The sequence below is a fragment of the Paraburkholderia mimosarum LMG 23256 = NBRC 106338 genome (assembly GCF_000739815.1).
In the GTDB taxonomy this organism is placed as follows: Bacteria; Pseudomonadota; Gammaproteobacteria; order Burkholderiales; family Burkholderiaceae; genus Paraburkholderia; species Paraburkholderia mimosarum.
The window spans coordinates 123720-144063 of record NZ_BBJJ01000018.1; the positions used below are offsets into that span (position 1 = coordinate 123720).

Here is a 20344-nt window from a genome sequence, read left to right on the forward strand (position 1 = left end):
GCCGCCTTTCTCAAATTAGTGCAACGCGCCGGGTCCGGCAAGAAAACCGCCGTGCGCCGACGCACCCGTGCGTTCAACAAGGCCGGTTCGCCAGCAAACGGCTCAACGCCGCGAACGCGGTCGCCGGCAGCTCGTGGAGCTTGCGCACGACCACGGCGTTCGGATAGAAGGCCTCGACCGCATCGTCGAGAATGCCGATGCCGACGATTTCAATGCCCTGCTCCTTCGCCGTCTGCACGCGCGCGAGCAGGTCGCTGCGCAGCACGGCCGGGTCGCCGTCGCCCGTCGATGGATAGCCGTCCGAGAGCACGAACAGGAGCCGCCGCCGCGCCTTGCGCGCAGCGAGCCGCGCGGCTGCCCAGGCGAGCGCTTCGCCGTCGGGGTTCTCGTGGCCACATTCGATGGCGGCGAGCCCGCGCAGATCGCGCGAGTCGAAGCGCTTGAACACGCGCAAATCCAGCCGCTCGACGAAACGGTTACAGGCGCGCAGATCCGTGCCCGCCGCGCGTTCGCGCTCGTAGTGCGCCCGCATTTCGGGCGCTTCGATCGAGCTGTAGCCGAGCACTTCGGAATCGAACGTCAGTTGCGTGAGCGCGTCGGCCAGCGCCGCCGCGCACAGGCGCGCAAGCTCGATCTTGCGCCCCGCCATCGAGCCGCTCAGGCCGAGCAGCAGCATGACGACCGTATCGCGCCCGCTCGCATGACGCGCCACGCGAAACGGCGTACGGTAGCCGCGCGAGGCGGCAAGGCGCGAGAGCGCCGCGCGATCGATCATGCCGCGCTCCTGTTCGCGCTTCCAGTGAGTCAGCTCGTCGGCCTCGAGCACGCGTTCGAGGTGGGCCTTGAGCGCGCCGGTCTCCGCGCGCGCCAGCGCACGCAGCTTGCGCCACGCGGTGGCGTCGCCGCGGCCGGTGAGGTCGGTGACGACGTCGAAGGCCGTGGTGAGCGGGATCGACAGGCGCGGGCGTGCGTGGGCCGCGCCGCGCGCGGCTGGCGCAGCGGCATGCGGCGCGTCGGCTTCGGAAAACGACTCGCCGGCCGCGGAGTCCGAGTCGGTCGATGCATGCGCCAGCGCATATTCGGCACCGTTGCGAGCGTGGTCGGCTTCGGCCGCGCCGCCTGGCGGCTCGACTTCGTCCTGAGCGCCGAATTCCTCCATGACTTGCGCGAGCCGCGCCGCTTCGTCATCGAGCCCTTCGACTGGACCGGCCGTCTGCATCATGTTGTTCGCGCCGCGCGACGCGAGCGATCGCACGGCCGCCACGATCGCCACGGCGGCACGCATGCTGGCCTGCGTCGATCGACTCGCGCGCGCCGCGGCGAGCGGGCCGTCGATCGCGCGCAAGGCGGCGGCGAGCGCGTCTGCATCACGCTGCGCGACGCCCGGCGCTTCGTTCGCTTTGTCCACTTCGTCCGCTTTGTCCGCGTGCTCCCATAGCGTGCGCTCGATCGCCCAGGTGAGCCGCTCGCGCCAGGCCAGCGACGCCCAGCGGCGCGCGACAGCCTCGCTCCGCCATGCGCGCCAGCCTGTCGCATAGCGCGGCGCGCCAGGGTAAGCCAAAGCGAGTTGCGCGAGCACGCGGCGGTCCTCGATGGCCTGGGCGATGCGCCCCGTCACACCAGCCTGCGGCGTATCGAGGCGCGCTGCATCGCTGTAGCGATGGCGCGCGGCCAGCAGATCGAGCGCGCCAAGGAGTGAGGTCTGCGCCGCGGGCTCGCTCGCTGCGGTGTCAGCCACGCGTGCGGGCAGCACGAAGCGCTCGCCTTCCACGCGCGGCTCGCCCGCGCCGAACGCCACGCTCACACGTGCATCGCCGGCGAGCACGCGTGCGAGCCGGCCGAACGCGCCTTCAGGGTCGCCGCTCGCGATCAAGCCTTCTATTCCGGCGCGAGAAGCGGACACGACGGACACGGCTGCCTCCGCGTTCATGCGTCCAGGATCACGTGATGACGGATGATGCTGCGGATCAGCGCCGCATCGTCCGCGCTCACCTTCGCGTAGATCGCCGGGCTCGCCGCGCGTTCGAGATCGCCCGTGCGCAACATCAGCTCGGCCCAGTCGATGAGTCGTCGTGTGGAAAATGCGCTCGCCAGGTCTTCACGCGCGAACGCCGCGCGGCAGTCGGCGGCGATGGCCGCGAGCGTCTGCGCAAGCGGCTGCGTGAGCCGAGGCAGCGTGCGCAGCAATACTTCGGTCTCCTCTTCAACTGGGAGATAATCGAAGACGTAGACGCGCCAGCGGTCGAGAAACGCTTCGTTGAGCAGATTCGCGCCCTGGTACAGATGGCGATATGCGCTCATCGCGCCCGCCGCGTTCGCGGTGGCAAAAAGACGGAACGACGGATGCGCCTCGACGATCTCGTTGCCGCGCTCCTTGAGCAGCAGGCGACCGCTCGGTTCGAGAACGGCGGTGAGCACGGCAAGGATGGACGGCTCGGCGAAATCGAGTTCGTCGACGATGAGCCAATAGCCCTCGCGCATCGCCACGGGCAGCACGCCGTCTATCCAGATCGTCTCGCCACCCTTGACGGTCCAGAAGCCAACGAAATCGCTGATCGTCGTCTGGCCGTTCATGTTCGCGCGCAGCACGCCGTAGTCCGCGCGCGCGGCCACCTGCTCGATGAAGCTCGTCTTGCCCGAGCCCGTATGGCCGATCAGCATCACGCGGCGATTTTCTACGATGTCCTGAACGATGTCGTCGTCGCGCTCCGTGAAGAGGTAGGCCGCGTTCACGCGCGGCACCAGGGCGTTCGGCTCGCCGCGCGGCACGTCCACGCGGCCAATGCGCACCGTGGCGGCGTTGCCCCGCAGGCGCCGGGCGGCCACGAGGGCACGCTCCGCGCGTTCCGCACGCGCCGACGCGGCGGCCTGCCGCAAGGCGCTGGCAAACGCACTGCCAGCCTGCGCGGCGCGCACTTCCTCGTCGCGCTGCGTTGCGCAGACATAGCCCTCGCGGCGCCACTTGAGGAGCTTGGCCTCGAGATTGTCGAGATCGACCACGGTGTCGATGTCGACTTCGTCATGCTCACCCCGGCCGTGCTCGATGCGATACATGTGCACGCGTTCCGACGGCGTGACGCGCCACCATTCGCGCGCGCGGCCAACGCCGCGGCTATACAGGCCCGGCAGGTCCTCTGGGCTCTCGTCTTGCCATGCAGGATCGGATGCGTTCATGAGCGGGGAATGCGAGGCGCGGGCGCACGGCCCGTAAATCGCCCCATATTACCCGTAGGTGTCGCCGCGCGCAGAAACGCGCGGCATTAGCCGCGCTGGCTTGCGTGGTGCCACGCCGCTTCGAGCGCGATGCGGGTGCAGAGGTTCACCGCTCAGCGCTCGTCGTGCCGCAACGGCACGGCGCAGTCGCAAGAGGGTCGATACGATGCGGGGCTCAGTGCGGCGGCAGATCGCCGACGAGCGGAAACATATCGGGCGTATAGGCCATATTGAAGTAACCAGCCCGTGCATAGGTGGCGATCCGTTCGAGCTGCTCCGGTTCGCGTGTGGCTAGCGGCGCGTCAGCGTGCACGCTGCGCGGCAAATGAACGCGGCCGCGCGCGAGCACGTGTCGCGCGAACCACGTCGGCATCGACAGCCTGGACATTGCGTGCTCCTTGCGATGCATTGAACACCTCCAATCTAGACAGTGAGGCGCTCGCACGCAAACAAGCATTTCTGCAATGTATTGCAGAACGGCGGCACAACGGCGGCATTGACAGCGGCACGACGCGAGCGCGAGTCATCCGCACCCGCGCCGTGCGCGTCAGTTACTGCTCTTTACTTCCCATACACGTCGAAATCGAAGTACTTCTTCTCGATCTTCTTGTACGTGCCGTCCTTGATCATGCCGGCGATCGCGCCGTCGATCTTCGTCTTCAGCGCCGTGTCCTCCTTGCGCAGGCCGATGCCGGCACCGCTGCCGAGCGTCGCCGGGTCCTCGAGATCACCGCCCGCGAAGCTGAAGCCCTTGCCGCGCGGCGTCTTCAGGAAGCCGATGTCGGCCTGCACGGCGTCTTGCAGCGCCGCGTCCACACGCCCGGCCAGCAGGTCCTGATAGACCTGGTCCTGATTCTGGTACGGGACCACCTCGACGCCGGCCGTCGCCCAGTGGGCCTTCGCATAGGCTTCCTGGATCGTGCCCTGCTCGACGCCGACGCGCTTACCCTTGAGCGATTCGGCAGTCGGCTTGATGCCCGAGCCCGTCTTCGCGACGAGGCGCGTGGGGGTGTTGAACAGCTTCGCCGAGAACGCGATCTGCTCTTCACGCGCGGGTGTCATCGACATCGAAGAGAGCACGCCGTCGAACTTGCGCGCCTTCAGCGCCGGAATCATGCCGTCGAAATCGTTCTCGATCCACACGCACTTCGCGTCCAGACGGTGGCAGATCTCGTTGCCGAGGTCGATGTCGAAGCCGACCAGCTTGCCATCAGGCGCTTTCGATTCGAACGGCGGATAGCTCGCATCGACACCGAATCGAATGGTATCTGCCGCGAACGCGCCGGAGGCGGCGGTTGCGGCGAACAAGGCGACGGACACGGCTGCAAACATCTTTTTCATGGGTTTCCCCCTTGGTTCTGGGTATAGGGTGGTGAGCCCGGTCCGCACCGCGACGGCTCACTAGCGCCGCGGACGGTCCGGTCGCGTCGCCCCGCGAACGTGATCGACGTCGCGGTGCATCTGCGCCGCGCAAGGTATCAGGTCAGAATCCGGGCGTCGAGTCTCCAAAACTACGTACGGATAAATGCCAGGGTGCCTTTCTCGCGGCTTTCGCTGTGTAACGGCGGATCACCGGCGCCGCGCGCTGTAACACGCGAAAACCTTTCAATTCACCAACGTTTCGAAATTGATGCACTTAGTTGGGTAGACTGCGAGTCTCGGGCCTTGCTGCGCGGCAACGCCCGGCTTCGACGGCATAACAATCAAGAGAATCCGTATGCAGCGACCCGACAGTCACCGGCAGCATAGCGCGGCGTCCCAGCCGCCGTGCGCGCCGGCATGGTTTCAGTCTTCATCGTTTTCGTGCATGAGCCGCGCCGCCGCACGCGGCGGTTCGATCTCCCGGAGACAGGCATGAGCGACGTCCCGCAGACGCAACCTTCGCCCGAGCCACCCCCGCCGCCCGCTGCACCGCCGCCGCTCACGCCGAAGCGCCGCAGGCGCGTCACGCTCATTCTCGCCATCGTGGTGATCGTGCTGATCGCGCTCGTTATCGTGCATGTCGTGCGCAACAAGAAGCCCGAGCATGGCGCCGCGCCTCAGGTCGTCACCGTGGCCGCCGCGACGCTCGGCCCCATGCCCGTGACGCTCAGCGCGCTCGGCACCGTCACGCCCATCGCGACGATCACGGTGCTGCCGCAAATCAGCGGCTACCTCACCGAGGTGGGGTACAAGGAAGGCCAGGACGTCGTGAAGGGGCAGTTCCTTGCGCAGATCGATCCGCGCCAGTACGAGATCAGCAAGGAACAGGCGCTCGCGCAGCTCGCCAAGGACCAGGCGCTGCTTGCCCAGGCGCGCGCCGATCTCGCGCGCTACACGCAGTTGAAAGAGAAGCAGTCGATCGCCGAGCAGACCTACACGGACCAGAAGTTTCTTGTCATGCAGTATGAAGCCGCGGTGCAGGCCGACAAGGCCAACGTGCGGCTCTTCGAACTCGATCTCATCTACTGCCGCATCACCGCGCCGGTGTCGGGCCGGGTGGGCCTGCGGCTCGTCGACCCGGGCAACTACGTGACGTCGACCAGCTCGACCGGCATTGCCGTCATCACGACGATGAAGCCCACCACCGTGCAGTTCGCCATTCCGCAAACGGCGCTCGGCAGCGTGCTGGAGCGCGTCAACGCGGGCGCGAAACTGCCGGTGAGCGTCTACAGCAGCGACAACACGCGCCAGATCGCCACCGGCACGCTCTTCGCGCTCAGCAACCAGATGGCCACGGCCACCGGGACGGTCACGCTGCGCGCGAGCGTGCCCAACGACGACGAGGCGCTCTTTCCCAACGAGTTCGTCAACGTCAAGCTGCTCGTCGACACCCTCCGGAACGCCGTGCTCGTGCCCACGCCGGCGGTGCAGACCGGTGCCCCGGGAGACTACGTGTACCTCGTGAACGCCGACAACACGGTGTCGGTCCACAAGGTCACGCTCGGGCCTAGCGACGGCCGCTACACCGTGATCGCCGCTGGCCTGCAGGCCGGCCAGCATGTCGTGACCGACGGCCTCGACCGCCTCAACGACGGCGCGAAGATCCAGCCCGCGGTGCCGAGGCCCGCCACCCACGCGGGCGCGGCAGGCGCCGGGAGCGCGCCGCATCACGACAATGCGCCCGGCACGGCCAGCGCGCCAGGCGCCACGGCGCCGAACGCCTCCGACGCGAGCGCCGCGGCCTCGCAGGCCGGCTAGGACCCGGACCCCGCGCCGATGAATATTTCGCGCCTCTTCATCCTGCGGCCGGTGGCGACTTCGCTCCTGATGATCGCGATGGTGCTGATCGGCCTCGTCGCGATGAAGTTCCTGCCGGTTTCCTCGCTGCCGGCGGTTGACTATCCCACCATCCAGGTGCAGACCTTCTATCCGGGCGCGAGCCCGAACGTAATGGCGACCACGGTCACGGCGCCGCTCGAAGTGCAACTCGGCGAAATCCCCGGCCTGCAGCAGATGATCTCGTACAGCTCCGAGGGCGCTTCGATCATCACACTGCAATTCGACTTGTCGCTGAGCCTCGATATCGCCGAACAGAACGTGCAGCAGGCCATCAACGCGGCCAACAGCTTCCTGCCGAGCGGCTTGCCCGCGCCGCCGACCTACGCCAAGGTCAACCCGGCCGACCAGCCCATTCTCACGCTGGCTATCACGTCGAAGTCGATGTCGCTCACGCAGTTGCAGGACGCGGCCAACAACCGCCTCGCCACCAAGATTTCCGAAGTGCCGGGCGTGGGCCTCGTCACCACCGCGGGCGGCAACGTGCCCGCCGTGCGCGTGGAGGCGGACCCGCGCAAGCTCGCCGCCTACGGCCTCAATCTCGACGACCTGCGCACGCTGCTCGCCAACGTCAACGTGAGCAACCCGAAAGGCAACTTCGACGGCCCCGAGCTGAACTACACGATCAATTCCAACGACCAGATTTCGGATCCAAAGGACTACGAAGATACGGTCATCGCCTACCAGAACGGCTCGCCCGTGTTCATGCGCGACGTGGCGAGCGTTTCCACCGCCGCTCAGGACGTGGAGCGCGGCGCCTGGTACAACAAGACGCCCGCGATCGTGCTGAACGTGCAGCGCCAGCCGGGCGCGAACGTGATCGCGACCGTCAACCAGATCACGAGCCAGTTGCCGCAGCTCGAAGCGGCGCTGCCCGCGGGCATGCAGGTCACGGTGGTCTCGAACAGCGTGGGCGTGATCCGCGCTTCGGTGAGCGACGCCGCCTTCGAGCTGGTGCTCGCCGTGGCCCTCGTCGTGGCGGTGATCTTCGTGTTCCTGCGCAACCTGCCCGCCACCATCATTCCGAGCATCTCGGTGCCGGTCTCGCTGATCGGCACGCTCGCGATCATGTACGAGCTGGGCTACTCGATCGACAATCTCTCGCTGATGGCGCTCATCATCGCCACGGGCTTCGTGGTGGACGACTCGATCGTGATGATCGAGAACATCGTGCGTTATCTCGAGGAAGGCGACAAACCCTTGCAGGCGGCGCTCAAGGGCGCGGGCCAGATCGGCTTCACGATTCTTTCGCTGACGATCTCGCTCATTGCCGTGCTGATTCCGCTGCTCTTCATGGGCGGCGTGATCGGGCGTCTCTTCAGCGAGTTCGCCGTCACGCTCGCCGTGACCATCGTGCTTTCCGCCGTGGTCTCGCTCACCGTCGTGCCGATGCTGTGCGCGCGCATCCTGCGCGCCCGGGCCGAGCGCCACCCGAGCCGCTTCGAGCGCATCAGCGAAGGCCTCTTCAACAAGACGCTCAACGCCTATGAGCGAGGCCTGCGCTGGGTGCTCGATCACCAGATGCTCACGCTCATCGTTTTCGTGGTGACCGTCGTGCTCACCGGCCTGCTCTATGTGGTCATTCCCAAGGGACTGTTCCCCGTGCAGGACGTGGGTGTGCTCCAGGGCATCAGCGTGGCCGACAACTCCATCTCCTACCAGGCGATGGTGCGGCGCCAGTCCGCGCTCGCGGAGGAAATCCTCAAGGACCCCGACGTCGTTTCGCTGACCTCGTACGTGGGCATCGACGGCATCAACAACACGCTCAACAACGGGCGCTTCCTCATCAACCTGAAGCCGCACGACGACCGCTCCGAAACGGCGGACGCAATCGGGCGGCGCATCCAGCAGTCGGTGGCGAAGGTGCCGGGCGTCCGCCTCTACGTGCAGCCCGAGCAGGATCTCACGCTCGACACCACGGTTTCGCGCAACCAGTACAACTTCGTGCTGCGCGGGCCGAGCCAGGAAGCGTTCCAGCAGTACGTGCCCGCGCTCGTCGAGCGCATGAAGCAGATTTCCTCGATCCGCGATGTCACGAGCGATCTCAACACCGATGGTCTTTCCGTGAATATCGAAGTGAACCGGCAACTCGCGGCGCGCTTCGGCATCACGGCGGCGACGATCGACAACGCGCTTTACGACGCGCTCGGCCAGCGCATCGTTTCGACCATCTTCCAGCAGTCGGACCAGTACCGCGTGATTCTCGTGGCGAAGCCCGAGGCGCTGCCCACGGTGGAGTCGCTCGGCGACCTCTATCTGCCGAGCCAGACGAGCAGCGAGGGCCAGGTGCCGCTCAAGGGCATCGCGAAGATCAGCATCACGCGCTCGCCGCTCATGATCAGCCACCTCGCGCAATTCCCCTCGGTGACGATCTCCTTCAACCTCGCCGACGGCGCCTCGCTTTCCGCGGCCGTGCGCGACGTGCGCAGGGCCGAGGCCGCCGTGAACCTGCCGCCCTCGATCACCTCGTCGTTCCAGGGCGCGGCGCAGGCGTTCGAGGATTCGCTCACCAGCGAGGGCTATTTGCTGATCGCAGCGCTCGTGGCCGTGTATATCGTGCTGGGCGTGCTCTACGAGAGCTATGTGCACCCGGTCACGATCCTCTCGACGCTGCCCTCGGCCGGCATCGGTGCGCTGCTCGCGCTGATGATCGCGGGCAAGGATCTGGACGTGATCGGCATCATCGGCATCGTGCTGCTGATCGGTATCGTCAAGAAGAACGCCATCATGATGGTGGACTTCGCGCTAGAAGCCGAACGCGTGCAAGGCAAAGCGCCGCGCGAGGCAATCTTCGAGGCGTCGCTCCTGCGTTTCCGGCCCATCCTCATGACCACGCTCGCGGCCATGCTCGGCGCGCTGCCCATGCTGCTCGGCAGCGGCACGGGCTCGGAACTGCGCCGCCCGCTAGGCCTCGCGATCATCGGCGGTCTCACGCTCTCGCAGATGCTCACGCTCTTCACGACGCCCGTGATCTATCTGTTCTTCGACCGCCTCGCCGAGCGCTTCGGCCGCAAGCGCAAGCCTGAAAGCGAGCGCGGCGGCGCGCCGCCCGAGCCCGAGGGCACGCCGTGAACCCCTCGGCGCTCTTCATCCGGCGGCCCGTCGCGACCTCGCTGCTCGCGATCGCGATCCTCATTTCGGGGATGCTCGCCTTTTTCCGGCTGCCAGTGGCGCCGCTGCCCAACATCGCCTATCCGGTGATCGTGGTACAGGCCAACATGGCGGGCGCGAGCCCGGACATCATGGCGTCCACCGTGGCGGAGCCGCTCGAGCGCCGCCTCGGCACCATTGCCGACGTGAGCCAGCTCACCTCGATCAGCAACACGGGATCGTCGATCATCGTGGTCGTGTTCGGCCTGAAGCGCGACATCAACGGTGCGGCGCGCGACGTCGAAGCCGCGATCCAGGCCGCGCGCGCCGACCTGCCCGTCACGCTGCGCAGCAACCCGACCTACCGCCAGTACAACCCCGCGAGCGCGCCGATCATGGTGCTCGCGCTCACCTCGGAAACGCTCACGAAGGCGCAGCTCTACGATTCCGCCGATTCGGTCATCATGCAGCAGCTCTCGCAGGTGGACGGGGTGGGCCAGATCACGCTCGGCGGCGGCGCACTGCCCTCGGTGCGCGTGGAGCTGGCGCCAGGCAAGCTCAACAGCTACGGCATCGGCCTCGAAGACGTGCGCGCGTCGATTGGCGCGGCCAATGCGAACAGCGCGAAAGGCCATATCGACCAGGGCAACCAGCGCTACCAGGTGCTCTCGAACGACCAGATCAGCAAGGCCGCGCCGTTCCGCGACATCGTGATCGCCTATCGCAACGGCTCGCCCGTGTTCCTGGGCGACGTGGCTTCGGTCATCGACTCCAACGAGAACATCCGCAACGCCGGTCTCTACAACGGCCAGTCGTCCGTGCTGGTGATCGTCTACCCGATGCCGGGCAGCAACGTCGTGAAGACCGTGCAGCAGATCCAGGCGCGCCTGCCCTTCATCGAAGCCGCGCTGCCCGCCACGATCAAGGTGAACGTGGCGATCGACCGCTCCGAATCCGTGCGCGCTTCCGTGGCCGACACCGAGCGCACGCTCTTCATTGCCGTGCTGCTCGTGATCGGCGTGGTGTTCGTGTTCCTGCTCTCGCCGCGCGCCACGCTAATTCCCGCCGTGGCGCTGCCGCTTTCCATCGTGGGCACCTTCGGGCCGATGTACCTGCTCGGCTACAGCATCGACAATCTCTCGCTCATGGCGCTCACGATCGGCACCGGCTTCGTCGTGGACGACGCCGTGGTGGTGCTGGAGAACATCGTGCGCCACCTCGAAGCCGGCATGGAACCAAAGGAAGCGGCGCTCAAAGGCGCGGGCGAAGTGGGCTTCACGGTGCTCTCCATGAGCCTTTCGCTGATTGCCGTGTTCCTGCCCATTCTGCTCATGCCGGGCATCGTGGGCCTGCTCTTTCACGAGTTCGCGATGACGCTCTCCATCGCGATCCTGATCTCGCTCGTGATTTCGCTCACGGTCACGCCCACCATGTGCGCCTACGTGCTCAAGCGCGAGGCGCTGCATCGCAAGCCTTCGCGCGCCGCCGTATGGATCGAGGCGCAATTCGAGCGCTTCAAGCAGTTCTACTCGCGCACACTCGACGTCGCGCTCGATCACGCGCGGCTCACGATCTTCATTTTGTTCGCGCTGCTGGTCGGCAATGTGTTTCTTGCCCGTCTGCTTTCCGGCACGTTTTTTCCCGAGCAGGACACGGGCATCCTGATCGGCCAGATCATCGCCGACCAGAGCATTTCGTTCAGGGCGATGGAGAAGAAGCTCGCCCAGTTGCAGGCCATCGTGAAGGCCGATCCTGCGGTGCAGTCCGTGGCGGGCTTCACGGGCGGGCGCGCGCTCAATACGGCCACGGTGTTCGTCGAGCTGAAGCCGATCAATGAGCGGCGCCTTTCGGCCACCGAGGTCGTGAACCGGCTGCGCCCCAAGCTCAATGGGGTTTCCGGCGCACGCCTTTTCATGCAGGCGCAGCAGGACCTGCAGATCGGCGGCCGGCAGTCGGCGGCCGAGTATCAGTACACGCTCACGAGCGACGACGCCAATGCCCTTTTCACCTGGGTGCCGCGCCTCGTGGACGAGCTGAACAAACACCGTGGCCAGATGACGGACGTGAATTCGGACCTGCAGCAAAATGGTCTCGAGGCCTACATGACGGTGCAGCGCACGACCGCCAAGCGCTTCGGCTTCGATCCCAACCAGATCGACAACGTGCTCTATGACGCATTCGGCCAGCGGACGGTGTCGACCATCTACAACGCGATCAACCAGTACTTCGTCGTCATGGAAGTGGCGCCGCAATACTGGCAGTTTCCGCAATCGTTCGAGCAGATCTGGCTGAGCACCGCGGCGGGCAACGCGAGCGGCGCCGCGCAAACGCAGATGCCGCAAAGCGTGATCTCGGGCGTCACGCCTTTCATGGCCGTGACCACCCCGCCCCCCCCAACCACGACAGGCAGCAACACCAACACGCGCAATGCCAACGCCGTGGCCAACCAGCAGAACAACGCGATTGCGAACAGCAAGGGCGGCAGCTCCAGCGGCAGCGCGGACAGCACGGCCGCCGAAACCATGGTGCCGCTCATGGCGCTCATGGACTGGAAAACGCGGCACACGGCCACGCAGGTCAATCACCAGGGCACGGAAGTGGCGGGCACGATTTCGTTCAATCTGCCCAAGGGCGGTTCGCTCTCCGACGCCGGCAGGATCATCGATCAGGCCAAACGCGACATCGGCATGCCTGCCTCGATCCACGGTGCGTTCGCGGGCGCGGCGCAGGCCTACGCGCAATCGATGGGCACCGTGCCGCTGCTCATTCTCGCCGCGCTCGCCGTGGTGTATATCGTGCTGGGCGTGCTCTACGAAAACACCATCCACCCGCTCACGATCCTCTCCACGCTGCCTTCGGCCGGCATAGGCGCGATCCTTGCCATGCTGATCTTCGGCACGCCGTTCTCCGTAATCGCGATGATCGGCATCATTCTGCTCATCGGCATCGTGAAGAAGAACGGCATCATGATGGTCGATGTCGCCATTCAGCTGCAACGCAACGAAGGCATGGACGCGCGCAGCGCGATTCACGAGGCCGCCGTGGTACGCCTGCGCCCGATCATGATGACGACCTTCGCGGCCGTGCTCGGCGCGCTGCCGCTCGCCATCGGCATCGGCCAGGGCGCCTCCCTGCGCCAGCCGCTCGGCGTGACGGTGATGGGCGGCCTGATCCTGAGCCAGCTCTTCACGCTGTACACCACGCCGGTGATTTACCTGTTCCTCGACCGCCTGCGCGCGCGCCTCGCGCGCTGGGCCGCGCGCCTGCCGTGGAATCGTCAGGCCGATGAGAGCGCATCATGATGAAGACACGCCTTACCCGATCGCTCACGCGAATGCTCGTTCCCGCCGCCGCAAGCACGCGCTCGCGCGTGCCGCCGCTCGCGCCACTTTCCGCCGCGCTGCTGCTCGCGGGCTGCATGGTCGGGCCGGACTACCATCGGCCCCAGGTCGCGGTGCCCGCCACCTGGAAGGAGCTGCCCGGCTGGACCCAGGCCGAGCCCGATGCCGCGCAGGGCCCCAAGGGCGAATGGTGGACCGCCTTCCAGGATCCGCTGCTCGATGAACTGGAACCGCTCGTCCAGGTGTCGAACCAGACCGTGCGGCAGAGCTACGCGAATTACCAGCAAGCGCTGGCCGAAGTGCGCGTGGCGCGCGCGAGCCTCTTTCCGGTCATCGGCGTGACCGGCTCCCTCGCGCGCGAGCGCTCCTCCACCGGCACGCTCAGCAGCGTGAGCAGCATCACCTCCACGCCGAGCGGCGCGCGCATCGTCAATGGCGGCACACTCGAAGCCAACGCGAGCTGGGACATCGACCTCTGGGGCCAGGTGCGCCGCCAGGTCGAAGAGCAGTCGGCCACGGCGCAGGCGAGCGAAGCGACGCTCGCCAACGCTACGTTGTCCGAACAGATCGCGCTCGCCAACGCCGTGATCAACCTGCGCATCACCGATGCCGACATCGACCTGCTCACGCATACGGTGCAGGCGTACACGGACTTCCTGCGCGTGGTGGCCAACCAGGACCAGGCAGGAACGGTACCACCGTCCGACCTCATTTCCGCGCGCACGCAGCTCGAATCCGCGCGCGCGAGCCTGATCGCACTGGGCGTGGCGCGGGCGCAGTACGAGCATGCCATCGCCGTGCTGGTGGGTCGCAACCCCGGGGAAGTCGATATCCCGCATAGCACGAAGCTGCCGGCGCTGCCCACGGTGCCCGCCGGCGTACCCTCCACGCTGCTGCAGCGCCGCCCAGACATCTCGACCGCCGAGCGCCAGATGGCGTCGGCCAACGCGGCAATCGGCGTGGCAGTGGCCGCCTACTATCCGACGATCTCGCTCACGGCGCTCGACGGCTTCACGCAGTCGCCGATTTCGGGCCTCCTGCATATGAGCAACTACGTGTGGTCGCTCGGCGCGAGCGCGACGCAGACGATCTTCGACGGCGGCCAGCGCAGCGGCCAGGTGGCGGCCGCGCGCGCGAGCTACGACGCAGCCGTGGCACACTATCGCGGCACGGTGCTGACGGCGTTCCAGGGGGTGGAGAACGATCTCTCGGGGCTGCGCATTCTCGCGCAGCAGGCCGAGGTGCTCGACGCCGCGGTGCGCGACGCGACGCGCGGCGCGCAGATCGCGCAGAACGAATACGAGGCGGGAACGGTGGACTACACGACGGTCGCGACGGCCCTCGCCACGCAGCTGACCAATGAGCAGAGCGCGCTCAACGTGCAGCAGCAGCGGCTGCTCGACACCGCCTCGCTGATCGGCGACCTGGGCGGCGGGTGGTCCGGCGCGCTGCACGACGCGCAGCATCCGTCTCGTGCGGTCGCGCCTGCCTCCGAAGCGGCGGCGGCCGGCGCAAGCATGGGCGCCCCGGCGAGCGTGGAGGCCAGCCGCGCGCAGGGCGCCGCCGCCAGTCCTTGACCTGCGGCCCGGCCTACGCTCGCGGTTTCGATTCCGGCCCGGAAGCGAGCGGCATGGCGGAGGCCGGTAGCCCGAACACGGTATCGAAGATCAAGTTGTACACGTAGGTATAGACGAGAAAGAACACCGTCAGGCCGATGTCCAATCCAAGCGCCTCTAGCAGCGACACGCGCAGCGTGAACGCGATCAGCGGGACGAGGAACAATACGAGCCCGCCCTCGAAGCCCACGGCATGCGCAATGCGGCGCGCGACGCCGCGGCCGCGCTTCGCCTGACGCGCTTCCCAGCGCTCGAACAACAGGTTGTAGACGAAGTTCCAGCCCACCGCGATCAGCGACGAAAACACCGCAGCGGCGCCGGCACGATCCATGCCGCTGCCCGAGAGCGTGGCGAAGCTCGTGCCGGTGATGACGATCGCAATGCCCTCGAACAGCGTGAGATACACGATCCGGCGTTTGATGCCCTGCATGGGCTGGCGCTCCCTGCGAGAATCAGCCCAGCTCGGTGAACACCGCAGCCGCGGGCAGACGCGACTTGGGCAGTTTCGCGTTGAAGTCGTCGGCGCTGCGATAGCCGAGGCCGATCACCACGAGCGCGGTGAGGCCCTGCTCGCGCAGGCCCAGCTCCGCGTCGAGCGCATCGACATCGAAACCTTCCATCGGGCAGGCGTCGATTTCGAGCGTCGACGCGCCGATCAGCAGCGTGCCGAGCGCGAGATACGCCTGCTTTTCCATCCACGCCGGCAGGTCCTTGCGCTCGCGATGCAGGTTCACGTAGAACGAACGCGTCTTTTCCTGGCCCGCCTTCGCTTCGGCGTTGGCGAAACGGCCGTCCGCCTCTTCCTGGGCCAGCACTTGCGCGAGGTGGGCTTCGTTCATGTCGGTGCGCACGCACAGCACCAGCACGTGCGAGGCGCGCGTCACCTTCGGTTCGTTGTACGCGAAACCTTCCATGCCCTTGGCAATGCGCGCACGCGCGGCATCGCTTTCGGCCAGCACGAAGTGCCACGGCTGCGAATTCACTGAAGAGGGGCTGAAGCGGATCAGCTCCTTGAGCTCTTCGATGACGGCGGCAGGAATCTTGCGGGCGGGGTCGAAGGCCTTCGTTGCGTGGCGGGCTTTCGCGAAACGGGTGAGGTTCAAGTCGTTTTCTCCATCGTGTCCATGGCCGGTTTGCTGGGGCGGTTAGCCGCCGTCGGCATCAATGTCCGGCAAGGCCGACATCGTACCAGCACGCGGCGCGGCGCGGGTGCGCCGGCGGCGGGAACGCCCTGCGCGCCCTGCTTGCCTGCGCTATGCTGGTACGCTGCCGCGGCGCGGGGCGGACCGCACCTGGTCGGCCGCACCTGGTCGGCCGCACCTAGCCGGCCGCACCTCGCCGGCCGCACCTCGCCGCCCCCTTTCCGCGCAACGCGGCCCGCCCTGGAGAATCGACCATGCGTCAGGCCATCCATCATCTGCACGTCAGCACGCGCACGCGCGGGCTCGTCGACATCAGCGCCCAGGTGCGCGCGTTCGTGCGCGAGCAGCGCATCGCCACCGGCCTGCTCACGCTCTTTTGCCGCCACACGTCGGCCTCGCTGCTGATCCAGGAGAACGCCGATCCCTCGGTGCGCCGCGACCTCGAACGCTACTTCGAAGCGATCGCGCCCGAAGACGCCCAGCGCTACGAGCACGACACAGAAGGCGCCGACGATATGCCCGCGCATCTGCGCACGGCGCTCACGCACACGCAGCTCTCGATTCCGGTCGAGCAAGGCCATCCCGTGCTGGGCACCTGGCAGGGCATCTATCTGTTCGAGCATCGGCGCGCGGCGCACACGCGCGATGTCGTGCTGCATCTGATCGGCGAATGAGCGCGGTTCGCGCATCCACGCAAATCCCGCAGGCAAGCGCTATGCTACGGCTTTCGTTCAACCAGCTCACCGAGGGTTGCCCCAAATGAAACAGTCTGCCGGTTCCATGATTTCCTTCACCCGCCCTGACGGCCAGTCGCTCCAGGGTTATCTCGCCAGGCCGGAAAAGAGCGAAGGCGCGCCCGCCATCGTCGTGATCCAGGAGTGGTGGGGCTTGAACGACCAGATTCGCGGCGTGGCCGACCGGCTCGCGCAGGCGGGCTATCTCGCGCTCGTGCCCGATCTCTATCGCGGCAAGAGCACGGTCGAACAGGAGGAGGCGCACCATCTGATGAGTGGCCTCGACTTCGCGGATGCCGCCTCGCAGGACGTATTCGGCGCGGTCAACTACCTGAAGACGCTCACGGACCGCGTGGGTGTGACGGGCTACTGCATGGGCGGCGCGCTCACGCTGCTCGCGACGACCATGATCCCGGGCCTGGCGGGCGCCGTGGTGTGGTACGGCTTCCCGCCGCTCGAATACATCGACGCGAGCAAGATCACCGCGCCGATCCTCGGCCACTTCGCGACCCAGGACCAGGCCTTCAGCATCGAGACCGTGGCGACGCTCGAAACGAAGCTCGAGGATGCCAACGTCGATTTTGAATTCCATCGCTATCTCGCCCACCACGCGTTCGCGAACGAGACCGCCGTGGGCCCGACGCGCATTGCCATCACGCAATACGACCCGGTGTGGGCGCAGCTCGCCTGGGACCGTTCGCTGACGTTCTGGGGCCGCACGCTGTGGCCGCAGCGCACGGCGAGCTAAGGCGAGACGCGGCCCCGCGCCCGCGCGCGGGGCCGTCACAGGATCGGCGTCGCCCCACCTTGCGCGGGGGACGCCGTTTTGCATTGCAGCGCCCTCGTCCTCGTCGTGCCCTCGCGAAGCGTGAACGACGTCAACCTCGCGGGCAAGCTCATCAAGCCATGAAAGTCATCCGCTCGAAATCCTTCATCGCCAGCCGCCCCTGGGGCGCGCTCGACATCGCCAGCATGAACGGCACCACCGTGCGCCTGCACTGGACCGACCAGCCATACAAGTGGCACGTCAACGACGGCGAGGAAGTGTTCGCCGTGCTCGACGGCGTGGTCGACATGCACTATCGCGATGGCTGCACGGAGCAGGTCGCGGTGCTGGAGGCCGGCGACGTCTTCTACGCGGGCGTGGGCTGCGAGCATGTCGCCCACCCGCGCGGCGAGTCGCGCATTCTCGTCGTGGAGCGCGAAGGGAGCGTGTAAGCGTCGACACTCGGGCCCAAAACACGGCAGCCGCCGTTTCCACTACACTTGGCGGCCAGCTACCGTTCCCGTCTTTCAGGCGCGGCCGTCGCGGCCCTGAAGGCTTTCAAGGATCCTGCATGAACGACCTTTCCGCGTTTCCCATCACCCGAAAGTGGCCCGCGCAACATCCCGAGCGCATCCAGCTCTACTCGCTGCCCACGCCCAACGGCGTCAAGGTCTCGATCATGCTGGAGGAAAGCGGCCTCGCCTACGAGCCGCATCTGGTGCGCTTCGACACGAATGACCAGATGTCGCCCGAATTCCTCTCGATCAGCCCCAACAACAAGATTCCCGCGATCCTCGACCCGAACGGCCCGGACGGCGAGCCGCTCGCGCTCTTCGAGTCGGGTGCGATCCTCATCTATCTCGCCGACAAGTGCGGCAAGTTCCTCGCCCGCGAAGGCGCGGCGCGCTACGAGACGATCCAGTGGGTCATGTTCCAGATGGGCGGCATCGGCCCGATGTTCGGGCAGGTGGGCTTCTTCCACAAGTTCGCCGGCAAGGAATACGAGGACAAGCGCCCGCGCGATCGTTATGTCGCGGAGTCGCGGCGCCTTCTCGGCGTGCTCGACCAGCGTCTTGAAGGGCGCCAGTGGATCATGGGCGACGACTACACCATCGCCGACATCGCGACATTTGGTTGGGTGCGCAACCTTGTTGGCTTCTACGAGGCCGGCGATCTCGTGGGCTACGGCGACTTCAAGAACGTCGCACGCGTGCTGAAAGCGTTTCTCGCGCGGCCGGCGGTCGAGCGCGGGCTCAACATTCCGGCGCGCGGCTGACGCGCGCACGGCGCACGGGAGCGCGTCAATGCTGCGGCGCGCCCACGCGCGCCGCGACCGCGTCGGCCACCTCGGCCGCCGCGCGGTCGACGTTCTTGCGGTCGTCGGCGCGAGCGAGCACGAACTTTGCCGCCGCCACATAAGGGTTCAACGCAATGGCTGCACCCGCGCCCGGCTTTGCGTGGCTGGACGCGCTGTCGATCACCTGATAGAGCGGCTGCGGCGCCTGGCCAGCGAGATCGTCGACGGCGACGGCCAGCTCGATCTGGCTCGCGCCCGCGCCGAAGCCCACCACCGCGCGCCGCATGCTGTTGCCTTCGTCCACGCTCAGGAACACGCCGCGTACCAGCCAGCCCTGCGCGGGCAGCGGCGCGCCGTTCGCGAGGCGCCGCGCATCGAGGCCCTTCGCGCGCAGATCGTTCACCAGCGCATCGGCCATTTTGGTGACGATTTCGTCCGCCTTCTGCTGCGGATCCCGGTGGCGCTGGAACGGCCTCGGAAGCAGTCCGCCCGCGTGCTGCCGCGCGTTCTCCACCGGATTCGTATCCAGCTTCACGCTGCCCGGTTCCAGCTCGAAATCCGTCACATAGACGAGCGGCGCGCCCTGCGCCCCGGAAGCACCCAACGGTTGCGCCGAGGCGAGCGGCGTCAAGGCGCACAGCCATAGCGTCGCGAGCAGGCTCCAGTTCCAGCGCATTTTCATCGCAAGCTCCCGTATGTTCGCCGGAAGTCCGTTCACGCGTGCCACGGCGTTTTGGCGGTCAACGGTCTTCCCCTGCATTGAGCGCGATCGCAGTTCGTTCAGGCGTGCGAATCGAAATTGCCCGAGAACAGCACGACTGCATCAACCATCGATTAGTCCGAGCCGCGCGAGATCGCGCGCGAGCGCGTCGGCATCGACAAAGCGGCACGCTTGCAGGCCCGCGTCGAGCGCGCCCGTCACGTTTGCTTCGCTGTCGTCGATAAAGAGCGTTTCCTGCGGCCGCGCGCCGATGTGCGCGACACAGCCAAGGTAAGTCTGCGCCGCCGGCTTGATCGCGCCGTACGCCGCCGATGAATAGATCTGCGAACCGAAAAGCCGGGCGACCGGCGGGTTCAGATAGTCGAGATGATGTGTGACGAGCGAGCTGTTGTTGGTGAGCACGGCGATGCGGCAACGCTCGGCCACACGCTGCGCCAGCGCGAGCGCCGCCTCGTTCGGCGTGATCGAGGCGCGCCGCGAGGCGAGCCACAACTCGCGATCCACCTCGCAGCCGAGCATGGCGCCGAGCGCTTGCAGGTAGGCGTCGGGGTCGAGTTCGCCCGCGTCGGCGCGCGCTTCGAGGCCCGAGCCCCAGATCGCGTGGCGCACGGTCGCGGGCGGCGCGCCGGTGGCGGCCGCGAGGCTCGCCACGCGCGCGTCGCGGTCGTAGTGGGACAGCACGCCTTCCATGTCGAACAGCACCACGCCGATCGCCGTCATCTGCCGCTCCCGTCACGAAAGGTCCAACTGTCTGCCGCAGATCATACCGCCGCCACGCAGCGACCGGCGCACGAGCGGCGCGCCGCGATCATGCCCCGAAACCATCATGCGAATCCGGGTAAACTGGACCGCATGGAAACCTGCCGTTACTGCGGAAAACTGCGCGACGAATGGGATTGCCACGGGCCAGCGTGCCGCCAGGCGATCGCGCAGGCGCTGCGCCGCCAGCGCAAGGGGCTGCCGATGGTGGCGAACGTGATCCGCAACGAAATCCCCGCCGACGCCACCACCGGACAAATCATCACGGTACTTTCGCGCCAGCGCATGCGCGCCCGGCGCGGCAACGAGGAACGGCGCGAGCGCAAGGCACTCGAGCGCCCCGACAGCCCCGACAACGACTGACGCCTTCGCGCTGAACGCAAGGAAATGCGGGCCGCTCAGGCCCG

At 66.9% G+C, this 20344-nt stretch carries 17 protein-coding genes; 9 read left to right on the forward strand and 8 right to left on the reverse strand.

Going from position 1 to position 20344, the window contains the following annotated elements; all coding sequences use genetic code 11:
- Positions 1–73: 73 nt before the first annotated feature.
- From BMI01S_RS15805 to BMI01S_RS15820, 4 genes are all read right to left on the reverse strand, one after another.
- Positions 74–1912, reverse strand: a complete 1839-nt coding sequence (locus tag BMI01S_RS15805; RefSeq protein WP_244145352.1) for a cobaltochelatase CobT-related protein — start codon at positions 1910–1912, stop codon at positions 74–76.
- A gap of 14 nt (positions 1913–1926) precedes the next feature.
- The gene (locus BMI01S_RS15810; protein ID WP_028231021.1) at positions 1927–3174 is read right to left on the reverse strand and encodes an AAA family ATPase; all 1248 of its coding nucleotides are present in this window, start codon (positions 3172–3174) and stop codon (positions 1927–1929) included.
- A 214-nt stretch (positions 3175–3388) separates the two neighbouring features.
- Positions 3389–3601 (reverse strand): hypothetical protein, encoded by a 213-nt coding sequence (locus BMI01S_RS15815; protein ID WP_036044971.1) that lies wholly within the window; start codon positions 3599–3601, stop codon positions 3389–3391.
- Between the two features lie 173 nt (positions 3602–3774).
- Positions 3775–4554 carry an ABC transporter substrate-binding protein gene (locus BMI01S_RS15820; protein WP_028212787.1) on the reverse strand — a complete coding sequence of 260 codons (780 nt, stop codon included), beginning with the start codon at positions 4552–4554 and terminating at the stop codon, positions 3775–3777.
- A gap of 513 nt (positions 4555–5067) precedes the next feature.
- Here BMI01S_RS15820 and BMI01S_RS15825 point away from each other — a divergent pair.
- The 4 genes from BMI01S_RS15825 (at position 5068) to BMI01S_RS15840 (ending at position 14479) form a co-directional block, all read left to right on the forward strand.
- Positions 5068–6393, forward strand: a complete 1326-nt coding sequence (locus BMI01S_RS15825) for an efflux RND transporter periplasmic adaptor subunit (RefSeq protein ID WP_042289789.1) — start codon at positions 5068–5070, stop codon at positions 6391–6393.
- An 18-nt stretch (positions 6394–6411) separates the two neighbouring features.
- A complete protein-coding gene (locus BMI01S_RS15830; RefSeq protein ID WP_028231023.1) occupies positions 6412–9543 on the forward strand; it encodes an efflux RND transporter permease subunit in 3132 nt (1043 codons plus the stop codon).
- Positions 9540–12863, forward strand: a complete 3324-nt coding sequence (locus tag BMI01S_RS15835) for an efflux RND transporter permease subunit (protein WP_028231024.1) — start codon at positions 9540–9542, stop codon at positions 12861–12863. Before BMI01S_RS15830 ends, BMI01S_RS15835 begins: the two co-directional genes overlap by 4 nt.
- A 116-nt stretch (positions 12864–12979) precedes the next feature.
- Complete coding sequence (locus tag BMI01S_RS15840) at positions 12980–14479, forward strand: efflux transporter outer membrane subunit (RefSeq protein WP_407669019.1); 1500 nt, start codon at positions 12980–12982, stop codon at positions 14477–14479.
- 13 nt (positions 14480–14492) lie between these two features.
- On the opposite strand, the gene BMI01S_RS15845 is transcribed toward BMI01S_RS15840, so the two are convergent.
- Together BMI01S_RS15845 and BMI01S_RS15850 are read right to left on the reverse strand one after the other, a co-directional pair.
- Positions 14493–14948: a PACE efflux transporter gene (locus tag BMI01S_RS15845; protein ID WP_028212790.1), complete on the reverse strand. Its 456-nt coding sequence runs from the start codon at positions 14946–14948 to the stop codon at positions 14493–14495.
- 22 nt (positions 14949–14970) lie between these two features.
- Positions 14971–15621 (reverse strand): oxygen-insensitive NAD(P)H-dependent nitroreductase NfsB, encoded by a 651-nt coding sequence (locus tag BMI01S_RS15850; protein ID WP_028212791.1) that lies wholly within the window; start codon positions 15619–15621, stop codon positions 14971–14973.
- A 293-nt stretch (positions 15622–15914) separates the two neighbouring features.
- Between BMI01S_RS15850 and BMI01S_RS15855 the strand changes: the two genes are divergently transcribed.
- From BMI01S_RS15855 to BMI01S_RS15870, 4 genes are all read left to right on the forward strand, one after another.
- The gene (locus BMI01S_RS15855) at positions 15915–16334 is read left to right on the forward strand and encodes a secondary thiamine-phosphate synthase enzyme YjbQ (RefSeq protein WP_028212792.1); all 420 of its coding nucleotides are present in this window, start codon (positions 15915–15917) and stop codon (positions 16332–16334) included.
- Positions 16335–16419: 85 nt separating this feature from the next.
- Positions 16420–17142 carry a dienelactone hydrolase family protein gene (locus BMI01S_RS15860; protein WP_028212793.1) on the forward strand — a complete coding sequence of 241 codons (723 nt, stop codon included), beginning with the start codon at positions 16420–16422 and terminating at the stop codon, positions 17140–17142.
- 158 nt (positions 17143–17300) lie between these two features.
- Positions 17301–17612 carry a cupin domain-containing protein gene (locus BMI01S_RS15865; protein WP_028231026.1) on the forward strand — a complete coding sequence of 104 codons (312 nt, stop codon included), beginning with the start codon at positions 17301–17303 and terminating at the stop codon, positions 17610–17612.
- A 119-nt stretch (positions 17613–17731) separates the two neighbouring features.
- A complete protein-coding gene (locus BMI01S_RS15870) occupies positions 17732–18436 on the forward strand; it encodes a glutathione S-transferase N-terminal domain-containing protein (protein ID WP_028212795.1) in 705 nt (234 codons plus the stop codon).
- A gap of 25 nt (positions 18437–18461) precedes the next feature.
- Here the strand turns inward: BMI01S_RS15870 and BMI01S_RS15875 are convergent, their stop codons facing one another.
- Complete coding sequence (locus tag BMI01S_RS15875) at positions 18462–19139, reverse strand: DUF4410 domain-containing protein (protein WP_036044996.1); 678 nt, start codon at positions 19137–19139, stop codon at positions 18462–18464.
- 141 nt (positions 19140–19280) lie between these two features.
- The gene (locus BMI01S_RS15880; RefSeq protein ID WP_028231027.1) at positions 19281–19898 is read right to left on the reverse strand and encodes an HAD family hydrolase; all 618 of its coding nucleotides are present in this window, start codon (positions 19896–19898) and stop codon (positions 19281–19283) included.
- Positions 19899–20030: 132 nt separating this feature from the next.
- Here BMI01S_RS15880 and BMI01S_RS15885 point away from each other — a divergent pair, with 132 nt between their 5' ends.
- Positions 20031–20300, forward strand: coding sequence for a hypothetical protein (locus BMI01S_RS15885; protein WP_028212798.1), 270 nt, complete (start codon positions 20031–20033; stop codon positions 20298–20300).
- Positions 20301–20344: the final 44 nt, after the last annotated feature.